The following is a 20,373-nucleotide window of genomic DNA, read 5'->3' on the forward strand; positions in this document are numbered from 1 at the left end:
TACCACTCCTTACACCATCACTGTACGGGTTCTGCTTATAGGTTTCATTCATTGCAGAAGGCATCAAACAGCACCGACTCATTAAGGCCAGAAACTGGTAAAGGTCGCACTGGCTAATCGCTCGCTCATCCACTGCAACTTCGCTTTTGAACGGCAAGGTATACGCAGTACTTTTTCCTCTTCAGTAGCACCATCGGCCACGATTTTCTCGCGATACAAGTCAGGGCGTTGATTGGCTTCGTCTGCGTCAGACGCTAACCAAATAGGGGCAAACTGGTCTGCCAACACAGTATCAAGTTCAACCAACAAAGCCTTTCCATCAGATGTAGTCAGTTTGTCGGTATCGCCTTCGATACGCGGCAGAACCTTACACATCATAAAGTCGTCCCATACAGCTTTTAGAGTTAGGTCATCTTGTGGTTGGCTACTAGCAACCGCGAGAAGAAGTTCATTGAGCGCACGAAATGCCAATTCAAACGGGGTATTTTTTAGCACGGCATTAACGGCCGATAAAAACGCAACGGTTTTTGTGCCATCCGCATCAAAGGTATTGTCTAAGTCTGCTTTGCTGGCGTTTGACCAAATAGGATAGCTAAGGCGTTTATTGCAACTTGTCGGAGTTCCAAAATCAGCAAACTCATCAAAGTTATTCGGGAAAAACGCACCAAAATCAAAGCTCAGCGCTCGGTCAATCACTTTGCGCGAAAAGCCGTGAGTGGTTTCATCCATATTCACTGTGCCTGCAACAAGCAGGTTAAACGGAATACCTAAACCATATTGGCAAATATGTGCCCACAGCTCATCGTATTGCGCGTCATCAAAACCTAGCGCTTCGCGCAGCTTTTCTTTATCAGCGACTTCTTTAATGGTGGCGGGTTTTAATAGGGCATCACAACTGTAGGTAAAGCTATTACCTGTCCAACACCATTCGCGGGTTTCCAGTACCGATAAATAATCAGCAAAATATTGCTCAACAGGGGCTAGGTTCATTTCATCCAAACACAGCCAGTAAGGCAGCACCTTATCTAACGCATCACGTTCACCGGCCACAACTAAGCGCTTGCCTTGGTCTTCGTTCTCTTGCACTTCAACGGTTAAGTCGCTATCAGCAATGGCACGCCAAGCTGTGGCGATAAACTGCAATACATCGGTAGTGATGTATTCAGCAGCACCATTTAGGCGTGAAATATAACCCAGCAAATCGCTCGGCTCATGCCAATCGGGGCGTACTGAGGTTAAACAATAGGTTTCAGCAAACTGCTTTGATGTTTTTGCTTGCTCACGCACAAAGCGGGTTTTACCTGTGCCTGAGATACCTGCGAGAAGGAGGAAGGGTTTGGACAATCCCGTTTTAACTAAACTAAAAGGCTGACCAGATTTATTACTCAAATACAGCTTTATTGATATAGGTTTCTGGCTAGGCTTAACGATGAGAGCTGTTACACCATATGATTTTAAAATATCTACGACAGCCCCAAGCTCATCTTGCTGTTTCTCTATACCACCACAAGTCAAAAAAGCAAATCTAGTTTTTCCGCTTCTTCTTTTTCCGAATCGTTTTAAAACTGTTTGCCATTCGTTAATACTTGAACTAGTACACTCAAACTCCTCATTTGAATATGAAATTTTAAAAATACCATTCTCAAGATCTTTTTTGGCACCTAAAACAGAAATATCACTCAACTCAACGAAAACACTAAGCACATCATCTTCTGATATATATCTTTGCTTCTTACTATAATTGTTTAAAACGGTATCCTTGATGTAATTTCTTGAAAGTTTTTCCCCAGCAATTCTAATTAGTTCAGGATCATTTTCCAATTCATCTTGGAATTTACCAGACCTGGCTGAATCAAGCCCCATATAACCAACTTCATCGGCTTTCGAAAAAATATAAGAAAAAACCTCATCCCTATTTCCTTTCATATATTGATCAATCCTGTTTTAATAAAAATTCTTTGATTGATGTTGCCACCTCATATGACAACATAGGTGGGACTGCATTACCTATTTGCATAACATTTGAAGTAGCAGAATGAGGAAAAACAAAAGAGTCGGGGAACGTCTGTAGACGAGCACACTCCCTGATCGTTAGCCTTCTATCTAATTCATAATGAAATTGGACTCTAGACTTAGCGTTTGCCCTAATTGTGTATGATGGTTCATCTGCTTTGCAGTGCTCATCACCTTGCCCATTGCCTTTCTTGGCTTTTGATGCCTTGAAATACTGGCTTTGATTAGGAATGGTCTCATCAATAACTTTTTCCAAATCTTCGATTGCCCATTTTGTTCCGCGATGCATACCAACAAATTTTGGTTCTGGTTTTAGTGGCTCGCCTTCAAGATCATTTCTGGTACAAACAAAAAACAGCCTTCTACGGCTTTGCGGCACACCATAATCCGGAGCAAAAAGATCCCAAACTTGGACTTTATAACCTTGCTCGCTAAAATCATTAACTATAGTTTCTAGCACAGCACCTTTTTGCATTCGAGCTAAATTAGGAACATTTTCAGCGCATACAATTTTAGGTTTGTGATGTTGCATATATTTAACTAGAACTTTGTATAGCTGCCCCCTGTCAGAACTAAGACCTCTTTTAGGGCCACAAGAACTAAAGTCTTGGCATGGAAAACCACCTATTAACACATCAGCACTTGGAAAATCATTAACAAGCTCTTCAGATAACTCCACTTGGCTAATAGGTATATCTAAATTCTTCTTTATTGTTTCTACGCACTTTTCATCTTTCTCATAAGCAGCCAGGGTTGAGAATGGTTGACTTTCAAAGTATTTATCTTTGTATTTAAAGCCTCCTTCAAATCCCATATCTAGCCCACCAACACCTGTAAACATTGAGACCAAAGTAAATTTATTTTCTAACAAATCTTTTTTTCCACCACTAAAACTCAAATCACATAATATATTGAAATTACTATACTTAATCTTCGGCCTAATACTTTTCCCAAAGCTCTCAATATTAATGAGCCCATGTTTCTCCAACGTTTTAATAGTTCGAGAAAGATTACTTACTGCTCGCCCAGTTAATTCAGATAGCTCTGTAATATTTTCTGGTTTTTTATCTGCAATAATCTTTAGCAAATGCTGATTTTCTTCAGATAGAACCGATGCAATTGATTTAAGGGAGTCAAACCAAACATCTACTTGGTTTGTGGAACTTGGAGTTTGACCTTTAATACCAATAATACAGCTAGTCACGTCTATACCCACCTCTGACACAAAACACCCTTAATACTAGATAAATAAACAAATCGTATGTTATCAGTTAATGATAAGACGTCAACTGTAATTCTGGCGCTAATCATCTAAGATACTGCCTTTTACGCAGTACATTCGTGGGCGAGTGTTGTCAGGTAGGCTGACTTTTCGCTGTGGCCGGTTGCCATCGGGGATTAGGTAACCTGCGGCCATCAGTGCTTTGGCGGCGCGATCTGGGCTGAGGCCTTCGGTGGCTTCACGCCAGCCAGTTGGGTAAAACAGGTAGAGGGTTTGTGGGCCGGTGACATCTATCCACCCTGCTCGTTGGCGTACTTGGCTGCTGTAACCAATTTGTTTAGGCGTAAAGCGGCTTTCGCCATGTTGCTCAATAAAGCTGCGCACTTGGCGAATGGCTTGTTGATCTTCATTGGCGGCTACACCACCGCGAGCAAGTATCCATTGGTTAAGCTGGCTTAAACAGGCGGCTTCGACACTTTGGGCTGGCCAATCGAGCACTTTGGCTTGAATGGCTAACAGGCCTGCGCTAGCCAGTAAGGCAAACTTTTCGGCTACTCGGCGCACTTGGCCGTCAGCCTCGGTTGGTAAGCTAGCTAAAAAACGTTGGCGTACGTTTTGAAAAACGGGTCGCACCTGCGCGCTGTGCTGCGTTAAATACCGTAACCAGTCCAAGGCCAAGCAGCCGTAATGTTGGCGACTTTGCTGTTTTAGGTGATCGGCTAAATCGGCGGCGTTGATACCATGACTCTGGTTAAACACGCCCATTTGCGCGCCGGCATCGGCACTGAGATCAATCACTCGCACTTGCTGGCCAGCTTTTACGCGCTTGCCGATACCGGCAAGATGGCTTTCAAGCGTCACTTCGCCAGTGGATAAAAACACCAAGCGCCAACGGGCGGGTAAGCGCATTTCACCGTATTTGCCTGCACGGGTTTTACCTTGGCCATTGGCAAGCATGTAAGCGACATCACCTGCCTCTTTTGGGTCAACTTCGCCCATTTCATCGAGCGCCAGCAAGGCATCGTTATGCGCTAATGCTGTGCCTTCTAAACCGTTGGCCGTGGCACGCCAACTGTGGCGCAGTTGATTAGGTTCGCCCCACACCGATAATGCCGGATACAGCGCTGCGGTTTTACCAGTACTGCTGGCACCATAGAGGTGTAAACCAAAACCATCCACCCCACACAAGTGCAACAAAGGCGCAGCCAGTGCAGCACAAACGCCAACGATTAATAGCGGGTTATCCAGACAATAACGGCCAACGTGCTGCCGCCAACTGTCGCTACTGCCTTGTTGAATAAAGCCTTCTATCGGGTGCATGGTTTGCAGCACCATGCGCGGGTTGTTGCTGTGTTCGCTTGGGTAAAAGGTGAGGCGCGGATGCACATAAGCGTGGTGATGCCAGCCAATACAGTTTACGCTAATGGCCTTTTGCGTGGCCAGCTCGCCCATTTGTTGAATAAACAACGAGAGCAACTGCCGCGCTTTGACACTGTTACTCAGCCGCATGCCTCGGCTGAGTAGGATTCGACGGTACTCGCTGCCGTCTCCGGCTAAGAGTTCTGCGGGCATGGCCCAATAGCGATGGCGATTGTCATCGTCTAACCAGTGCAATAAATAGCCGTAGTTGTCCCCTTGTGGATCGCGGGTGCGGGCAGCCACTTGCAGCCAAGAGCAGATTTTAACTGGGCTATCTTGCCCTGCCGGTTGCATCACCAGCCAGTTTTGCGCGTTATAGGCAAAACCAGCCGGTAACGTTGGCATGTTGTTATTTATCTCATTGGCAGGTAACGGGGTTGATACTGATGGTTTATCCACGGCCATAAGCAGCACCGATACGGCGGGTTTCAATCCACTGGTCGATATCGCTTTCTAACCAGCCCACGGCACGCGCACCAATACGAATGGATCGCGGAAATTCACCGCTGGCCATCAGGGCATAAATGGTACTGCGGCCAAAGCCTGTTTTTGCCTTTACCTCGGGCAAGCGCAAAATCCGCTGCTGACGCGCTGGGTGTACTGAGTTTGTGGGTGATTGTGTGGTTGGGTTCATCGTTTGCTTCCTCACTGATCTGTTAAGTTCAGTTAGGAGTTTGCCAGTACTAAACGGACGCAGTAGGCAGATAAATGCCCGGATCGTGCAGCTTTCTGAGGGTACAAGTAGCTACTTGCCCCAGAATTTACATAATGCCCCAAGTCATAAATACCCTGTGGGCAGGGCTAGTGTGTGCCTAAGTGGCGTGAACTAAGGCTTTGCCCAGACTGCCCCAAAAGCCCAAGGGATGAGTGCCAAAAGCTTTATCAAAAAGGGAGAGTCTTGCTCAATTAGAACGCCACAACACTTTTACGCGCATAAAAATGTAAAATATCACACTTTTCTGCGCGTAAAAGTGTAGACTGAGTTATACTACAGGCAGTTAACAGTCTAAATTGGCGGGAAATGACAATGCAGCGCAACTTACTCAACGCCCTAATAGCATGGAAAAGTCAACCTGTGCGCAAGCCATTATTGATCGATGGCGCAAGACAAACAGGTAAAACCTATCTACTGCAAGAGTTGTTTGGGAATACCTTTGCCAACATCCTTCGTATCGACTTCCTTGAAAACCCAGCATACAAAGAAGCGTTCGATGGCTCGTTGTCACCTGACGAGCTAGTAATGAACATTGAGTTGTTAACCAACCAAGCGTTCAATCCAGACACCGACTTGCTGATATTAGATGAAATTGGCGAATGTGAACGAGCCGTAACTTCGCTGAAGTATTTTGCCGAAAAAGCACCGTCCTATTTTGTCGCAGCCAGCGGTTCAAATATTGGTTTGCTCAACACCTTCCCTGTGGGCAAGGTAGAACAATACAATTTACGACCACTGACCTTCCAAGAATTTATTTACGCATCCAACGAGCAAGCACTGATCAAAGCATTTGATAGTCAAGCAAGCACACCGGCGGTGCACACTAAATTGATGGATAAACTAACCGACTATTTTTTTACCGGTGGTATGCCGGAAGCCGTTTCTGCTTGGTATCAGTTTAAGGATTCAAGCATTCTAGAGCGTGTTGAAAAAGTCACAAAAATTCATGCCGATTTAGTTGAAGGTTATCGCCGCGATTTCGGTAAGTACGCGGGCAAGGTCGATGCCACACTGATTGAATCGGTGTTTAATAGCATTCCAGCCCAGCTATCACTTGTCAGCGATGAGTCAGTTAAACGCTTTAAATTTAAGCATGTGCATGAGCGTAAATCTCGTTATAGCGATTTTGAAACCGCGATCCATTGGCTTAACTGCTGCCGCTTAGCTTTGCCAAACTACCCTATTGAAGGATTACCTAAATCTCCGTTGGCGGCCTATAAAAAAGACAATATGGTTAAACTATTTCTGTTTGATGTGGGCCTGCTCAATCATATGCTGGGCAGCAGTTATAAAGAGATTAAGCAACAAAACTATGAATACAAAGGCTATGTGGCTGAAAACTTTGTGCAACAAGAGCTCACAGCTATTGGCGTTGACCCAAGCTATTCATGGAATGACGCCCGCGCCGAAATCGAATTTATTTTGGCGACCGATGAAGGCGATATCATCCCTGTGGAAGTCAAAAGTGGTAAACGTACAAGAGCAAAATCGTTGGCATCCTACGTTGAAAAATGTACTCCAAATAAAACCTTTAAGTTAACGGGTACACAAGGCTCTTCAGCGTTAGAACAAACCAATATCGTGATGCCTTTGTATTTCACGCAGTATTTACCAAAGAGGTGGTAAAAGCGCGTTGCCTAGCCCCGAAGGTCTACACAAAGTTACCTTAGGGATAACAATTTGTAGACCTGATGCTTACCATTCGACACTCAGTCTTATCTCTCTTGGATACCATAGTATCCATATTGAGCTTATTTCTATTAAAATGGACATCATAATGTCCATTTCAGGCTAAGTGAGCTTTCTGCTGACTCATTACTATCGCGTAGAACTAGTGAAAAAATGGCAAAGCTATGTTGACGGAAATCGTGCTCGATAAAGCCCTTCAAAACTGCTATGTTTTAGCTCTAACAGCAGCATAAAAACGACACTGTTTTTCCATTGCTAACCACTAAGATTTAGTAAAAGCCATAGGCAAGTGGTGGGCAGTTTGGTGGGCAAACAGGCATTTTTGAACGGTTTCTTTTCGGTAACTTATTGATTTTTTGAGGGTCTAGACCGCTACTCAATGAGCAAATTCAGAACATTGAGTAACTTTTTTTGGCTTTACCACTCACTTGAGCATAATTAGCTAAATAAAGTACAATATAATAATTGAAGGCTTGAGCTGTTTATAGTTCGAGCCTGTTTATTTTTAGATAGAGAAAATAATGGCACACTCTCGCGGAAACTTATTTATTTTATCTGCGCCTTCTGGGGCGGGTAAATCGAGCTTAATAAATGCATTACTAAAAAAGCATGCTGATATGAAAGTATCGGTATCGCACACTACCCGCGCACCGCGCCCTGGTGAAAACGATGCAGAACACTACCATTTTGTATCGGTTGATGAGTTTAAGGCACTAATTGCCAAAGATGACTTTTTTGAATGGGCGCAAGTATTTGATAATTATTACGGTACTTCTAAACAAGCCATTGAATCACAGTTAGCCGCTGGCATTGATGTGTTTTTAGATATTGATTGGCAAGGCGCTCGCCAAGTTCGAAAAATAATGGATGACGTAAAAACTATCTTTATTTTACCGCCGTCAAAGCAAGAGTTAGAGCAACGTTTAAATAACCGTGGCCAAGATTCAGCTGAAATTATTGCCGGGCGTATGGCACAAGCTCAATCAGAAACCTCTCATTACGATGAGTATGACTTTGTTGTTGTGAATGATGATTTTGATACTGCTTTAAGTGAGATAGAAAGTGTTGTTATTGCACAGCGATTAACGCTAAAAGCGCAAACCACGCGTCATCAAACTTTAATTAATGAGCTACTTAAATAATCTAAATTATGATTAATTTTCGGTTCATGCCTTAAAATAGATAAAAATTAACCACTGGCTATTGGCGAAACTTGCTGCGTGCAGTAAACTACGCCTTTGCTTTTAAATTATTTTGGAGTGCTAAGATGGCTCGCGTAACAGTTGAAGATGCAGTAGATGCAATTGGTAATCGTTTTGACTTAATTTTAGTTGCGGCCCGTCGTGCCCGCCAAATTGCTGTTGGTGGTAAAGATCCACTGGTAGATCCTGAGAACGATAAGCCAACAGTTGTTGCTTTACGTGAAATCGAACTTGGTTTAGTTGATAATTCTTCAATGGATGTTATTGACCGTGAAGAACAACAACACCAAGAAGCGGCAGAACTAGCTGCTGTTGCTGCCATTGTTGGTGGCAACCAATAATCAACCGCCCGGTTTGATTTAGCTAACGGCATAGTATTTCAACTATAGCCGTTGGCAATCCTTTGTTTTCATCGTATATTCGTAACTTATCCTAACTTATTTGCTTCACGAGAACATTGGAGTGTGAATGTATCTTTTTGAAGGTCTTAAAAAGAAAATCTCAAAATACTTGCCAGCAGACGATGTTGAGCTAGTTCAAAAATCTTATGTGGTAGCCCGAGAGGCCCATGAAGGTCAAACTCGCTCAAGTGGCGAACCTTATATTACTCACCCCGTTGAAGTCACTCAAATATTAGCTAGCATGCACCTTGACCATGAAACGCTCATGGCAGCATTGATGCACGATGTGATTGAAGATACTGATTTTAGCCAACAGGATTTAGCTGAAATATTTGGTGAAACGGTGGCTGAACTCGTTGAAGGTGTGAGCAAGCTTGATAAGTTAAGCTTTAAAGATAAAAAAGAGTTTCAAGCTGAAAACTATCGAAAAATGATTATGGCAATGACCCAAGATATTCGGGTTATTTTAATCAAGTTGGCTGATAGAACGCATAACATGCGAACATTAGGCGCACTTCGCCCTGATAAACGTCGCCGTATTGCTCGCGAAACTCTAGAAATTTATGCGCCGATTGCTAATCGTTTAGGTATTCACGATATAAAAAATGAGCTAGAAGACTTAGGTTTTCAAGCGCTGTATCCAATGCGTCATCGTGCACTTAAATCGCAAGTGGCTAAAGCGCGTGGAAATCGTAAAGAAGTTATTTCAAATATTCAAACAGAAATTGAAGCACGCCTTGAAGAGTCAGGCATAAAGGCCACCGTATCAGGCCGTGAAAAGCATCTATACAGTATTTATAAAAAAATGCTTAATAAAGAGTTACTGTTTAACGAGGTCATGGATATTTACGCTTTTCGTATTGCGGTGGACTCTATGGACACCTGTTATCGCGTACTTGGTGTAGCTCATAACTTATATAAGCCAATTGAAACCCGCTTTAAAGATTATATTGCTGTACCAAAAACTAATGGCTATCAATCACTTCATACTTCTTTGGTTGGCCCGCATGGTATTCCTGTTGAAATTCAAATCCGTACTCACGATATGGATCACATGGCAGACAAAGGAGTCGCGGCTCACTGGATGTATAAAAAGTCTGGCGACAATGCGGGCCACACTGCGCAGCAGCGTGCTCGCCAATGGATGCAAAGCTTACTAGAGTTACAGCAAAGTGCGGGATCATCATTTGAGTTTGTTGAAAACGTTAAAACCGAACTCTTCCCTGAAGAAATTTACGTGTTTACTCCTGATGGTCGCATCGTTGAACTGCCAATGGGCGCGACTGCGGTCGATTTTGCTTATGCCGTTCATACTGATGTTGGTAATACTTGTGTTGGCGCACGCGTTAATCGTAAGCCTTACCCTTTAAGTAAAGCCATTGATACTGGGCAAACAATAGAAATTATTACTAGCTCAGGCGCTCATCCTAACGCAACATGGCTTAACTTTATTGTTACTGGTAAAGCGCGACTGGGCGTACGTAACTACCTTAAAAGCCAACAGCATGAAGAAGCATTATTATTAGGTCGTCGCTTACTTGATTCAGCCCTAGGTGAGAACAAGTTTGATAACCTGCCAGCTGAAAATATTACGCGAGTGCTTGAGGAGCATGAACTCTCTTCAACCTTAGAGCTACTTGTAGAAATTGGCTCAGGTAATTTAATGAGCATGCTGATTGCCAAACGCTTATTACAAAACGATAACGATGACTTAAACGATATTGCTAAACGTGCAAAAGCAACCATTATTGGCACTGAAGGTATGTTAGTTAATTATTCTAAATGTTGTCGTCCAGTGCCTGGAGACGCCATTACAGCCCATGTCAGCCAGGGTAAAGGTTTAACGGTTCATCGCCAAGAGTGTAAGAACATTCGTGGCTGGGAAAATGATCGTTCGAAATACCTTGTCGTAAAATGGGATGATAATCCAGAAAAAGAATACATTGCGGCTTTACGGGTAGAAATTATTAACCACCAAGGTGCGCTGGCTAAATTAACCAATGTGGTCGCAACGACACAGGCCAATATTGTAGAAATAGCTACCGATGAAAAAGAAAGTAATTTATACGTGATAGACTTAGGGATAACAGTTAAAAACCGTATCCACGTCGCTAATATCATGCGTCGTATACGTGTGATGCCGGATGTACAAAAAGTCTATCGTAAAAAATAAAATAGGAACATCATGAATAAAGCATTTATATCAACGGATAAAGCACCTGCAGCGATTGGCACATACAGCCAAGCAGTGAAAGTGGGTACAGCGGTTTATTTATCTGGCCAAATTCCACTTGTCCCTGAAACAATGGACGTTATATCTGAAGACTTTAGCGAGCAAACACACCAAGTATTTAAAAATATTTGTGCGGTTTGTGAAGAAGCTGGCGGCACCATTCAAGATTTAGTAAAAGTAAATATTTACCTTACTGATCTTTCAAATTTTGCCATTGTTAACGAAGTAATGAGCCAATATTTTAAACAGCCTTATCCTGCTCGCGCTGCTATTGGCGTTCGTGCACTACCTAAAGGTGTACAAGTAGAAATAGACGGCATTATGGAACTTCCTTCAACAAACTAACCTCTATAAGCTATGAGCGCCGCTCATAGCTTTTATTCCAATCTGTAACTACACTTTGATGAATTCTTGACTCAAAACTAAAATTCTAGCACTCTGTAATCACATTATTTAATTAAACCTTACTTTAGTAGTAGAAAAGGATGACTTGTGTTTAAGCTTGCTAAAAATGGCAATGTATTGCTCGATACGAGTAAATCTGCACCCGCCAGTGCTGCTTTTATCATTGAAGCAATTGAACAATCGCCTTACAGCGAGTGTGAAATCAATCATGACGCCATAAATAACTATTTCAGCAGTGCAACACCTGAACGTATATTAGTTGTTGCAACACGTCGTGATGCCACCTTAAGCGTGAAGATAAGTGATGATAAAATGCTAGCCACGGGCACGCTCACTCTTGCTAAAGGGGGAGCAACACTGAGTTTTGATGAAGCTAAAAAAGAATTAGTTAAAGCGCACGTTGCGAGAGGTTATAAGCAAGCATTTTTAGAGCAACTTTTACAAAAGCAATCTGAGCTCCCATCTGGCTCCATAGTCAGTGGTCCACTCGCCAAAGGGCGCTTACCTATAGACGGTAAACCAACTAAATTTAACGCAATGGTTCAAACACTTAAAGATCGTCTCAAAGCCCCTAAATTAAAAGAAGATGGCAGTGTAGATATGCGCGACTTTGGTAAGTTAGCAAGTGTAAAACCAGGTGAGTTACTAATACAGCAACAACCCGCTACACCAGGCCAAGAAGGGTTTACCGTGTTAGGCGATGTATTACCTGCAAAACCCGGACAGGTTCATACTCTAATTGCAGGTGAGGGCACTGAAATCTCAAAAAATAATCCGATGGAATTACTCTCTACGATTGCTGGCGTGCCGGTTGAAATAAATAATGGCATGCGTGTTGACGATATTTTTACTGTCAACGATGTGTCGGTAAAAACAGGGCATATCGATTTTGAAGGCAGTGTGATAGTGAGTAAAAATGTAGAGCCAGGTATGCGTATTAATGCAACGGGCGACATTACCGTTTTTGGTACGGTTGAATCTGGCGAATTAACCGCAGGAGGCGATATAACTGTAAAACAAGGGGTAATTGGCCATCAAAAGCCTGAAGATAAATCACTGTCTTGTAAAATAATATGCGCAGGCGATTTCCATGCATCACACTCTCAATATTGTTACATTGAAGCTAAAAACATTCTGCTTGACCGTCAAGCTAGCCACAGCTCAATGAAAGCAAAGAGTACAATACAAATTGGTCAATCCGAGTTGTCTAAAGGAAAGCTATTTGGGGGTGAAATTCTAGATGCCACTAAACTGATTGCCGGCGAGATAGGTAATGAATCTGGCGCTAAAATGGTAATTAATTTAGCGGCTTCAGCCAATGAAATGACTAAAGAGATTGATAAATCTTTTAGTGAACTAACAGCAACAAATGAACAAGTTGATAGTTTACAAGCGGCTTTAGAAAAAGCAGATTTAATTAAAGATGCAGATAAAAAAAATGAACTCATAAATAAAATTGGCACCACGCAGCTACACCTTAGTCAGCAAGCAGCACAATTAGAAAAGCAAGTAGCAGGTTTAGAGCAAAAACTGAATACGTTACTCGATGAAGCCATGTTAACTGTGAATGGCGTTTTACATTCGGGTGTAGAGATCCATATCTTCAATAAACTGCTTAAAACGACACGTAACTTCCCACCGAGTAGTGTTAAGTTAGAAAATAACAAAATAGAAATTGAATTTAAAACTTAATAATAAGGGGCTGTTAGTAACAGCCCCAACTTTTTATAGTAAACCGTCTACACTTGTATAGGTTTGCGCTGGCCACACACCTACCTGCACTTGCCCTATATGTTGTTTTTGTAATAACAGCATCGCTAAACGAGATTGACCAATACCACCGCCAATTGTCTGTGGAAGCTTACTTTCTAGTAATGCCTTATGCCAGTCAAACTCTAAACGGTCTTCATCTCCCGTAATACTTAATTGAGTTTGCAATACTTCAGGGCTTACACGAATTCCCATCGATGAGATTTCGAAAGCGTCTTCAAGCACTGGGTTCCATACTAAAATATCACCATTTAATCCCATGTACTGCTCGCATGTCGGGGTTGACCAATCGTCGTAATCTGGCGCTCTCACATCATGAATTTTGCCATCACTCAATGCTCCCCCAATACCAATTAAAAATACAGCGCCATATTCTTGAGTAATCGCCTTTTCACGCTGCTTGGCTGTGAAATCTGGGTACATTTTACGTAATGCTTCACTATGTACAAAAGTAATCTCTGTAGGTAAAAATGGTGTTAAACCAAAGCTGTCACTAACATATTTCTCAGTGGCTTTAATACCTTGGTAAATAGTTTCAACCGTTTGCTTCAAAGTAGATAAACAACGCTGCGTACTTTCACAAATAACTTGTTCCCAGTCCCACTGATCAACATACACAGAATGGATTGGGCTTAGTGAATCTTCATCAGGTCGCAACGCTTTCATTTGTGTGTAAATTCCTTCACCTTTAGAGAAACCATACTCACCCAAGGTTTTTCGTTTCCACTTTGCTAACGAATGCACAACTTCGTAACGGCTATCTGTAATGGCTTTAACATTCACCGCAACAGCGTTCTCGTGTCCACTTAAGTTATCCTGAGTACCGTCACCTACCTTAGCTAAAATAGGTGCCTGCACCTCAATTAAGCCTAATTTTTGCTCTAATTGCTGTGAAAAAAACTGTTTAACTTTACTTATTTGCTGCTGCTGCTGCACATAGTGTGAACTCATAATAATTGGCCTCATTCCCAGTTATTGTATTGGCGACTCAGCGCTTAGTAGCGCTTCAATATGGTTATCGTAACAATTAAATGGTTTAATTCAATAACCCATAACAAAAATAGCTTTAAGATATTAAAACCATTAAATAAATGGTATAAAAACAACAAATACAATAATACAAAGCAGCTAAACCTATGGAAAATTATCAAATCGATAATCTAGACAAACAGATTCTGCATGCATTAATGGATAATGCACGTACACCCTATGCTGAATTAGCAAAGCGTTTCGGTGTCAGTGCAGGAACAATTCATGTGCGGATTGAAAAAATGAAACAAGCGGGGATCATTACAGGTACCCAATTAACCATTAGTACCAAACAGCTTGGCTACGATGTATGTTGTTTTATCGGCATTAATTTAAATAATGCCAGAGACTACCCACAAACTCTGATTAAGCTTGAATCATTAGAAGAGGTTGTTGAAGCATATTACACCACCGGTAATTACAGTATTTTTATTAAAGTAATGACTCGCTCGATCGATCATCTACAAGATGTATTGATCAATAAAATACAAGCAATAGAAGCTATTCAGTCAACCGAAACCCTGATCTCATTACAAAACCCGATTAGCCGAACAGTGGTGCCTTAAGGTGAAAAATCTCGTATAATCTGCCGAAAAAGAGGACCCCCATGCAGCAAACTCGTTTTCAAAGAATTGAAAGTGTACTTTCACGTCGTCAAACCGATCTTACCGTGTGTTTAGAAGACGTACATAAACACCATAACTTATCTGCCATAGTCAGAACGGCCGATGCTGTTGGTTGCCATCATGTGCATGCAGTCTGGCCAGAAAAGCAAAAGTGGCTAACCAATAATACCTCAGGTGGCAGTAAGAACTGGTTAAACACACACCTTCACAGGAACATAGATGATGCTGCAGCCAGTATCCGTGCTCATAACCCCGATGTACAAATTTTGGCAACTCATTTAAGTGAAGATGCCGTCGATTTTAGAGAAATTGATTACACTAAACCCACTGCAATTATTGTCGGCCAAGAAAAAACGGGGATCTCAGAAAAAGCGCTCGAATATGCAGATCAAAACATTATTATTCCAATGCAAGGCATGGTGCAATCATTAAATGTATCCGTTGCAGCAGCATTAATCTTATTCGAAGCACAACGTCAACGTGAGTTAGCTGGATTATATAATAGAAATATGCTGAGTGAAGAAATAAAACACCCAATGTATTTTGAAGGCTGCCACCCAATTATTGCAAGGCAGTGTAAGCAAAAGAACTTACCTTATCCCGCACTTGATGAGCATGGCGAAATCGTTGCGGATGAACAATTTTGGCAGACATTAAAACATACTTGATGCATATACAGTGTATAAGTACACTTAACTCACTAAATAACAATAATTGAGCCTACTTTGTCTAAACCTAGCTTAAGCCAATACCCAATCACAGAACTTAAAGGCGTAGGCCCTAAAATGGCTGAACGACTTTTAAAGCTAGGCATTACCACAGTGCAAGATATGCTTTTTCATTTACCGCTAAGGTATGAAGACAGAACGCGTATTTATGCTATTAGTGAGCTTACCGCACATAGCCATGTAACGGTTCAAGCAACCATTGAAACAAGCCAAATTACCTTTGGTAAAAGGCGTATGCTGGTTTGCCAAATAAATGATGGGACAGGTAGGTTAACTCTACGATTTTTTAATTTTACCGCAGCACAAAAAAACGCATTTAGCGCGGGTAAAATAATTCGCTGTTTTGGCGAAATACGTCGCGGACGTGTTGGCTTTGAAATGAGTCACCCTGAATACAGTATTAGCGACACTTTTGAACAGCAACCAACGTCATCAACACTTACGCCAGTCTATTCAACAACCGAGGGGTTAAAGCAACTCTCTATCAGGGCGTTGAGTGAACAGGCAATAGAATTGCTTCAAAAATACGCAGTAGAAGAGCTACTACCTCAACAATGGCAACCATCGCAACTACCGTTAAGTGATGCGTTATTGCTATTGCATCGCCCCCCTAATGATGTTGATATCATTGCGCTTGAACAAGGGACTCACCCAGCACAACAACGGCTCGTTTTTGAAGAGTTGTTAGCTCAAAATCTCAGCCTCTTAAAAGTAAGAGAGCAAGGACAACAAGTTAAAGCTATTGCCCTTGAGCCCACTAATCCATTAGAAGCACAATTTCTAGCACAATTACCCTTTGCGCCAACCAATGCACAAAGCCGTGTAGTATCAGAAATTAAAACAGACATGCAACACGCTTACCCTATGATGCGACTTGTCCAAGGGGATGTAGGCTCTGGTAAAACATTAGTCGCAGCCCTGAGCGCTTTAACTGCGATAGCACAAGGCTATCAGGTCGCATTAATGGCGCCAACAGAGATATTATCAGAGCAACACGGAATCAACTTTTCCAACTGGTTTGAAAGCCTTGGAATAACGGTTGCTTGGCTAGGCGGTAAAACAAAAGGAAAAGAGCGAGTTAATACCCTTGCTATGATCGCCTCCGGTGAAGCGCAGATGATTGTGGGTACCCATGCTTTATTTCAAGATGAAGTAAAATTTAACAATCTCGTACTTATCATTATTGATGAGCAACATCGCTTTGGGGTTCATCAACGTTTATCACTGCGTGAAAAAGGGCGCTTTGGTGATTGTTACCCACATCAACTAGTAATGACAGCAACACCTATACCACGTACGCTCGCGATGACTGCTTATGCAGATTTAGAAACCTCAGTGATCGACGAATTACCACCAGGGCGAACTCCTATTACCACTGTTGCCATCCCTGATACCCGCAGAGATGACATCATTAGTCGAGTGAAACTTGCCTGTAATGAACAAGGTCGACAAGTTTACTGGGTATGTACTCTTATAGACGAGTCTGAAGTATTACAATGCCAAGCAGCTGAAGACAGCGCTTTACAATTAAAAGAAGCCTTACCTGAACTTAATATTGGTTTAGTCCATGGGAGAATGAAAGCCACTGAAAAGCAAGCCATTATGAGTGAGTTTAAAACGGGGAACATTCATGTACTTGTCGCAACAACCGTAATCGAGGTCGGTGTTGATGTCCCCAATGCGAGCCTAATTATCATTGAAAACCCAGAGCGCTTAGGTTTAGCACAGCTTCACCAATTACGAGGCCGTGTAGGACGTGGAGCAACCGCATCGCATTGCGTTCTTTTATACCATGCACCACTTTCTCATACTGCACAGAAGCGATTAGGAGTACTGCGCGACAGTAACGATGGCTTTGTTATAGCAGAACGTGATTTAGAAATACGCGGCCCAGGTGAAGTACTTGGAACTAAACAAACCGGTTTAGCCGAATTCAAAATCGCTGATTTAACACGCGATAAACAAACACTCAATCAAGTAAGGCCCATCGCACAACAAATGCTTAAGCAATATCCTCAGCATATAGACCCACTTATTCACCGCTGGTTAGGTAATAAATCAAACTACGCACAAGCATAGTCGGTTTTTAAACTTTACTTTTCACTTCATCATCCAGACTTATACCAATTCGCTTAATTAAGCGGTCTATTTTGAGGCAGGAAAAACGGGTTGATAGCTAGGCAAAAAATCCGCTATTAAGTTGTTCTAAATGAGAATTTTTTAACACAGATAGCGACTCGTTTAGCCCCGCAAAATGATTGAGTATTATTGCGGATTGGTATTACCCCAAACGAATATATTTTCATAATGCCTTTATTCTCAGGCCTTCTATTGCAAGGTATCGTAGTGTCGTCCACAGCGTTAGAGTAGTCTTTAGGCGCTTATTCTTTTACTTTTACCTGATGCCTTTTACCTTTCAGCTGCATTTTCACTTTATTCCAGACGTAAAAAAGCCCGACTATTGCTAGTCGGGCTTTCTCTTATTTGGAGTCGGTGCGCTACTTCGTAGCGACAACGCAGTAGAGTGTCGTGGTGCCCACAGCGGTAGAGAGCCACATAGCAAATATATAGAGTCGGCATTAGGCGCTTATTATTTTCCTTTTACCTGATGCCTTTTACCTTTCACCTGCGCTTTTACTTTCCTGCATACGTAAAAAAGCCCGACTATTGCTAGTCGGGCTTTCTCAATTTGGAGCCTGGTAATGTCCTACTTTCACATAGCAAATGCTACACTATCATCGGCGCTGTTTCGTTTCACTACTGAGTTCGGCATGGGGTCAGGTGGGTCCAAAACGCTATTGTCACCAAGCAAATATGGTGTAAGTTCGATTTAATCGAGCTTACTAAAATTTGGAATTCTGATAATAAAAGTCTTCAAGTATCTACTTTAGTCTATTAACTTCTTGCTTAAACTGTCACATAAAACGCGTTTGGCGTTGTATGGTTAAGCCTCACGGGTAATTAGTACAAGTTAGCTTAATGGCTCACACCACTTCCACATCTTGCCTATCAACGTTGTCGTCTTCAACGGCCCTTCAGAGACTTTAAAAGTCTAGTGAGAACTCATCTCGAGGCCTGCTTCGCGCTTAGATGCTTTCAGCGCTTATCAGTTCCGAACGTAGCTACCGGGCAATGCCATTGGCATGACAACCCGAACACCAGCGGTTCGTTCACTCCGGTCCTCTCGTACTAGGAGCAACCCCTCTCAATTCTCAAACGCCCACGGCAGATAGGGACCGAACTGTCTCACGACGTTCTAAACCCAGCTCGCGTACCACTTTAAATGGCGAACAGCCATACCCTTGGGACCGACTTCAGCCCCAGGATGTGATGAGCCGACATCGAGGTGCCAAACACCGCCGTCGATATGAACTCTTGGGCGGTATCAGCCTGTTATCCCCGGAGTACCTTTTATCCGTTGAGCGATGGCCCTTCCATTCAGAACCACCGGATCACTATGACCTACTTTCGTACCTGCTCGACGTGTCTGTCTCGCAGTTAAGCTGGCTTCTACCATTACACTAACCGTACGATGTCCGACCGTACTTAGCCAACCTTCGTGCTCCTCCGTTACTCTTTGGGAGGAGACCGCCCCAGTCAAACTACCCACCAGGCACTGTCCGTAACCCCGATTCAGGGGCCAACGTTAGAACATCAAAACTACAAGGGTGGTATTTCAAGGACGACTCCACAAAAACTAGCGTCTCTGCTTCTAAGTCTCCCACCTATCCTACACATGTAGGTTCAATGTTCAGTGCCAAGCTGTAGTAAAGGTTCACGGGGTCTTTCCGTCTAGCCGCGGGTACACAGCATCTTCACTGCGATTTCAATTTCACTGAGTCTCGGGTGGAGACAGCGTGGCCATGGTTACACCATTCGTGCAGGTCGGAACTTACCCGACAAGGAATTTCGCTACCTTAGGACCGTTATAGTTACGGCCGCCGTTTACCGGGGCTTCGATCAAGAGCTTCTCCGAAGATAACCCCATCAATTAACCTTCCGGCACCGGGCAGGTGTCACACCGTATACGTCATCTTGCGATTTTGCACAGTGCTGTGTTTTTAATAAACAGTCCCAGCCACCTGGTCACTGCGGCTCCCGTCCGCTTAGAGAGCAAGTCTCATCACAGATAGGAGCGTACCTTCTCCCGAAGTTACGGTACGATTTTGCCTAGTTCCTTCACCCGAGTTCTCTCAAGCGCCTTAGTATTCTCTACCTGACCACCTGTGTCGGTTTGGGGTACGATTCGGTATAATCTGAAGCTTAGAGGCTTTTCCTGGAAGTATGGCATCAGCAACTTCATCACCTTGGTGACTCGTCTCGTGTCTCAGCCTAACAGCAACCCGGATTTACCTAAGTCACTAGCCTACACACTTTCACATGGACTACCATCGCCATGCTTGCTTAGCCTGCTCCGTCCCCCCATCGCAATTATACCAAGTACGGAAATATTAATCCGTTTCCCATCGACTACGCCTTTCGGCCTCGCCTTAGGGGTCGACTTACCCTACCCTGATTAACATGGGATAGGAACCCTTGGTCTTCCGGCGTGCGGGTTTTTCACCCGCATTATCGTTACTCATGTCAGCATTCGCACTTCTGATACCTCCAGCATGCCTCCCGGCACACCTTCAACGGCTTACAGAACGCTCCCCTACCACTCAAACAAAGTTTGAATCCGCAGCTTCGGTGCATAGTTTAGCCCCGTTACATCTTCCGCGCAGACCGACTCGACCAGTGAGCTATTACGCTTTCTTTAAAGGATGGCTGCTTCTAAGCCAACCTCCTGGCTGTCTGGGCCTTTCCACATCGTTTCCCACTTAACTATGACTTTGGGACCTTAGCTGGCGGTCTGGGTTGTTTCCCTCTTCACGACGGACGTTAGCACCCGCCGTGTGTCTCCCGGATAGTACTTTACGGT

General features: G+C 43.1%; 14 protein-coding genes and 2 rRNA genes (1 of these 16 only partly in view). 9 read left to right on the top strand and 7 right to left on the bottom strand.

The annotated features are described in order from the left end of the window. Nucleotides 1–81 precede the first annotated feature (81 nt). From BG00_RS02785 to BG00_RS02800, 4 genes are all read right to left on the bottom strand, one after another. On the bottom strand, nt 82–1,926 hold the full coding sequence (locus BG00_RS02785; protein WP_197027531.1) for an McrB family protein: 1,845 nt from the start codon (nt 1,924–1,926) through the stop codon (nt 82–84). A gap of 7 nt (nt 1,927–1,933) precedes the next feature. Then, the gene (dcm, locus tag BG00_RS02790; RefSeq protein WP_051498222.1) at nt 1,934–3,238 is read right to left on the bottom strand and encodes a DNA (cytosine-5-)-methyltransferase; all 1,305 of its coding nucleotides are present in this window, start codon (nt 3,236–3,238) and stop codon (nt 1,934–1,936) included. 78 nt (nt 3,239–3,316) lie between these two features. Next, nucleotides 3,317–5,059, bottom strand: a complete 1,743-nt coding sequence (locus BG00_RS02795; RefSeq protein ID WP_036188609.1) for a DUF927 domain-containing protein — start codon at nt 5,057–5,059, stop codon at nt 3,317–3,319. After that, the gene (locus tag BG00_RS02800; RefSeq protein ID WP_031214901.1) at nt 5,046–5,288 is read right to left on the bottom strand and encodes a helix-turn-helix transcriptional regulator; all 243 of its coding nucleotides are present in this window, start codon (nt 5,286–5,288) and stop codon (nt 5,046–5,048) included. The genes BG00_RS02795 and BG00_RS02800 overlap by 14 nt, the downstream gene beginning before the upstream one ends. Before the next feature lie 393 nt (nt 5,289–5,681). On the opposite strand from BG00_RS02800, the gene BG00_RS02805 reads away from it, so the two are divergent. From BG00_RS02805 to BG00_RS02830, 6 genes are all read left to right on the top strand, one after another. Further along, nucleotides 5,682–6,995, top strand: coding sequence for an ATP-binding protein (locus BG00_RS02805; protein WP_036188612.1), 1,314 nt, complete (start codon nt 5,682–5,684; stop codon nt 6,993–6,995). Between the two features lie 584 nt (nt 6,996–7,579). Then, the gene (gene gmk / locus BG00_RS02810) at nt 7,580–8,200 is read left to right on the top strand and encodes a guanylate kinase (protein ID WP_036980411.1); all 621 of its coding nucleotides are present in this window, start codon (nt 7,580–7,582) and stop codon (nt 8,198–8,200) included. Nucleotides 8,201–8,325: 125 nt separating this feature from the next. Next, nucleotides 8,326–8,601 carry a DNA-directed RNA polymerase subunit omega gene (gene rpoZ / locus BG00_RS02815; protein WP_008108220.1) on the top strand — a complete coding sequence of 92 codons (276 nt, stop codon included), beginning with the start codon at nt 8,326–8,328 and terminating at the stop codon, nt 8,599–8,601. 127 nt (nt 8,602–8,728) lie between these two features. Continuing rightward, on the top strand, nt 8,729–10,834 hold the full coding sequence (gene spoT / locus BG00_RS02820) for a bifunctional GTP diphosphokinase/guanosine-3',5'-bis pyrophosphate 3'-pyrophosphohydrolase (protein WP_036980413.1): 2,106 nt from the start codon (nt 8,729–8,731) through the stop codon (nt 10,832–10,834). 12 nt (nt 10,835–10,846) lie between these two features. Next, on the top strand, nt 10,847–11,239 hold the full coding sequence (locus BG00_RS02825) for a RidA family protein (RefSeq protein ID WP_013466064.1): 393 nt from the start codon (nt 10,847–10,849) through the stop codon (nt 11,237–11,239). Between the two features lie 147 nt (nt 11,240–11,386). After that, nucleotides 11,387–12,991 carry a DUF342 domain-containing protein gene (locus BG00_RS02830; RefSeq protein ID WP_036980415.1) on the top strand — a complete coding sequence of 535 codons (1,605 nt, stop codon included), beginning with the start codon at nt 11,387–11,389 and terminating at the stop codon, nt 12,989–12,991. 33 nt (nt 12,992–13,024) lie between these two features. Here BG00_RS02830 and asnA read toward each other — a convergent pair whose 3' ends face one another. Further along, nucleotides 13,025–14,020: an aspartate--ammonia ligase gene (gene asnA, locus BG00_RS02835; RefSeq protein WP_036980417.1), complete on the bottom strand. Its 996-nt coding sequence runs from the start codon at nt 14,018–14,020 to the stop codon at nt 13,025–13,027. Between the two features lie 185 nt (nt 14,021–14,205). Between asnA and asnC the strand changes: the two genes are divergently transcribed. From asnC to recG, 3 genes are read left to right on the top strand one after another with little or no spacing between them, the layout of a single operon-like run. Beyond that, nucleotides 14,206–14,664, top strand: a complete 459-nt coding sequence (gene asnC, locus BG00_RS02840; RefSeq protein WP_024601823.1) for a transcriptional regulator AsnC — start codon at nt 14,206–14,208, stop codon at nt 14,662–14,664. Nucleotides 14,665–14,705: 41 nt separating this feature from the next. Next, nucleotides 14,706–15,392 (top strand): tRNA (guanosine(18)-2'-O)-methyltransferase TrmH, encoded by a 687-nt coding sequence (trmH, locus tag BG00_RS02845; protein ID WP_036980419.1) that lies wholly within the window; start codon nt 14,706–14,708, stop codon nt 15,390–15,392. Between the two features lie 57 nt (nt 15,393–15,449). After that, the gene (gene recG, locus BG00_RS02850) at nt 15,450–17,531 is read left to right on the top strand and encodes an ATP-dependent DNA helicase RecG (RefSeq protein WP_036980421.1); all 2,082 of its coding nucleotides are present in this window, start codon (nt 15,450–15,452) and stop codon (nt 17,529–17,531) included. Nucleotides 17,532–18,146: 615 nt separating this feature from the next. Here recG and rrf read toward each other — a convergent pair. Both rrf and BG00_RS02860 read right to left on the bottom strand, forming a co-directional pair. Continuing rightward, nucleotides 18,147–18,261 (bottom strand): 5S ribosomal RNA (gene rrf / locus BG00_RS02855). A 131-nt stretch (nt 18,262–18,392) separates the two neighbouring features. Continuing rightward, nucleotides 18,393–20,373 (bottom strand): 23S ribosomal RNA (locus BG00_RS02860); it runs 905 nt beyond the window's last position.

The organism is Pseudoalteromonas sp. SCSIO_11900 (assembly GCF_000576475.1).
In the GTDB taxonomy this organism is placed as follows: domain Bacteria; phylum Pseudomonadota; class Gammaproteobacteria; order Enterobacterales; family Alteromonadaceae; genus Pseudoalteromonas; species Pseudoalteromonas tetraodonis.